The sequence below is a fragment of the Okeania sp. genome (genome assembly GCF_983059655.1).
The window spans coordinates 1-2,943 of sequence record NZ_CEZPJD010000908.1; the positions used below are offsets into that span (position 1 = coordinate 1).

The following is a 2,943-nucleotide window of genomic DNA, read 5'->3' on the forward strand; positions in this document are numbered from 1 at the left end:
TAGCATTGATAGTAACAATATGTAAGCGATCGCCTCGTTTTGCTTGTGTGAGTGGAAAGTTAGTTTCTACTACTTGTTGATAATTTTCTTTAAGAATATGATGGTTGTTTTCCTCTTTCAGCTCAATATAGTTGCTGTCTCCCAGAAATGTAAATTCCCATGGTTTATCTTTTTTATCTACATTATACTCCGATCTATCTTCATATTTTTCATCCATTAATTTATGTAAATAATTGAGATTTATTTTCATTTAGTTATGTTAGCGAGAGCAGAGTTGTTTGTCAAGTTTAATATTTTTAATATTTGACATTATTCAAAGCTGGAAATAGAGTAAATCAAGAGCTATCAATTATATTATCCCTCTCATCTACCTGCTATTAAGAAAGTATTAATTGATTTTAAATACTTTACTTTTACTAAATACTTAAAAATTATACTTTTATTTCGCAACACTTGAAGAAAGTTGTGGTAGTGCAGAGCGCAAAGCGTGGAATAAGTAATCAGATAATTCGGCTTTCTTCCTTCCTAATACCAAGCGTGATAAGTGTTTGTTACAAATAGTAGAAGTAAGAAAGAAGGATAAAAATTTGAAAAAAAGGTAAAAACGATAGAAATAACTATTCTTTAATGAACGGAAACCACTATTTTTAAGCATATCTGATTGAGAGGCACTTTTCATAGCATTCTTTTTTGAAATTGGTATAACTCCTAAATAATAGACTTGTCGCTAAATAGAGAGAAAAAATCGCTCCAACCTAGACAGAGCAGTAATTCCAATGCTTTTCAGCCACCAATAGCTACAATCCTTATAGAACAAGGTTTTTGGGGATTTTTGAAGTTATAAAGTGACAAGTCTAATGATGAGATCGGGAGTTATCTGGAAATATTCCGGAATTTTATGTCTGTGCATTGAATGGAAGTAGAGAGTGCGATCGCTGTATAACGGGATTCTATATTAGACATCTCTAACAATAAAAAATAAAATCAATTATCGCACAGAAATTATCAATTCTTTTCCTCTACTGCCTACTGCCTCTTTTCCGGAGATGTCTATTAGACATCTGGTGGAAATTACACATAGAGAGCATTCTATCAGACTGCAACAATTGCTCATAAAACTGTTTCATTAATTCCGCTGTAGAGGCATCATTCACATTCCACAAACTTCCTAAAACACTGCGAGCGCCAGCTCTAATAGAAACCCCAGATCAACCTAATGTTGCTCGTGTATCTCCCACTGCAGTCTGATATGTTAGGGATAAAATAGTGGATACTGAAAAGTTTGGAGAATGTGACATTATGAAATTTAGAATGTTCAAGAATTAATAATTTAGAATTAATAATTTAGAATTACCTCTTCTGATAAAGAATATCATGTCCGGATAATTAGTTATAAAAAACTTCTCCTTTTCAACCTTTCTTTTCTTTCTGTATTCTTTTCTCCTAAGTGTAGGTATTTAAGCGGACATGATATTACTCAAAATTCTTACCCAATAACTTTTGATGCAGATTCATCAAATATTTCTCCTTTTTGTAACCGTTTCATATAACTTTCTTGGTCTGTTGCGACTTTACTACAGAGGAAATAAGCACCAAGCAAACTCGGAAAAGCAAGAGTTATTTTCATAGCATCACTAAACTCAATAACTGCTTCTGGGTTAGTAACTGTACCGACAAATATACCTGTTAAGAACAAGATTTTATAGATAATCACACCCTTGTTTCCAAATAAATATTGCCAGCAAATTTGACCATAATAACTACTAGAAATCATAGTAGAAAAGGCAAACAAAATTATACAAATTGTCAAAAGAGCAGGAAACCATTCAATAACACTCGTAAAAGCTGCTAAAGTTAACTCCGAACCATTGAGAGCAGCAAATTCAGGATTATTGTAAACGCCAGTAATAATAACTACTAGAGCGGTCATATTACAGATAATAACAGTATCAATAAATGGTTCTAGCATTGCCACAATACCTTCTCTAACAGGTTCATCTGTCTTTGCTGTTGCATGAGCGATCGCTGCCAAACCCAATCCTGCTTCATTAGAAAAAGCTGCACGGCGAAACCCTTGTATTAGCGCTCCCACAAAACCTCCTGCCATAGCTTGGGGAGCAAAAGCACTATGAATTATAGTAGAAATTGCATGAGGAATAGCAGTAAAATTCGCTAAAATCACCCATGAACCTGCCAGAAAGTAAACGCCACACATTGTCGGTACAATGGCAGCAGCTACTCCAGCAATACGTTGAATACCACCTACTATTACTAACCCCACTATTAATACTAAAATTAATCCATAAACCCAACTTCGGTTAGCAAAAAAAGGTATCACATTAGCAACAACTACTTGAGACTGGTTAGACTGAAATATGCTGGAACTGCCCAAGACCGCTAAAATATTTAACAATGCAAACATTCCACCTAAAATTTGACCTAACTTTTTTTGTCCTAAGTCAGCTAAACCCATTGATATATAATACATTGGCCCTCCAATGCTTGTACCATCTGAGTTAACTACACGATATTTTTGTGCCAGAGTACATTCAACAAATTTTGTACTCATGCCTAACAACCCTGCGATCGTCATCCAAAAAGCTGCTCCTGGTCCGCCAAAGCTAATAGCAATAGCAACTCCAGCAATATTTCCTAGCCCCACAGTTCCAGATAAAGCAGTTGCCATAGCTTGAAAATGAGAGACTTCACCCTCGTCATTAGGGTCGTCATATTTTCCCCAAATAACTTCTATGGAGTGTTTAAAAGCTCGAATATTAATAAATTGCATTCGGAGAGTAAAAAAGAGACTGCCAGCAATTAGCCACAGTACAATAAGTGGTATCCCTTGTTCGCCACCAATACGGTAAAAAATGATAGTATCTATATTTTTTAATATTTGAGAAAAAGTAACAGAAATCCAATCTAACATTTGGTTAGTAGTTC

General features: G+C 34.7%; 3 protein-coding genes. All 3 read right to left on the bottom strand.

The window, feature by feature from the left end; translation table 11 throughout:
• Positions 1-250: hypothetical protein (locus tag AC3DU7_RS30025; protein ID WP_488042897.1), on the bottom strand; the 250-nt coding region annotated here is incomplete at its 3' end.
• A gap of 769 nt (positions 251-1,019) precedes the next feature.
• Positions 1,020-1,196 (bottom strand): CHAT domain-containing protein, encoded by a 177-nt coding sequence (locus AC3DU7_RS30030; protein ID WP_488042898.1) that lies wholly within the window; start codon positions 1,194-1,196, stop codon positions 1,020-1,022.
• Between the two features lie 290 nt (positions 1,197-1,486).
• Positions 1,487-2,929, bottom strand: a complete 1,443-nt coding sequence (locus AC3DU7_RS30035) for an alanine/glycine:cation symporter family protein (RefSeq protein WP_488042899.1) — start codon at positions 2,927-2,929, stop codon at positions 1,487-1,489.
• Between the last annotated feature and the right edge of the window lie 14 nt (positions 2,930-2,943).

Excerpts from the sequence above, each read along its gene's own strand:
- AC3DU7_RS30035 (WP_488042899.1), bottom strand. The coding sequence starts at position 2,929 with ATGTTAGATTGGATTTCTGTTACTTTTTCTCAAATATTAAAAAATATA.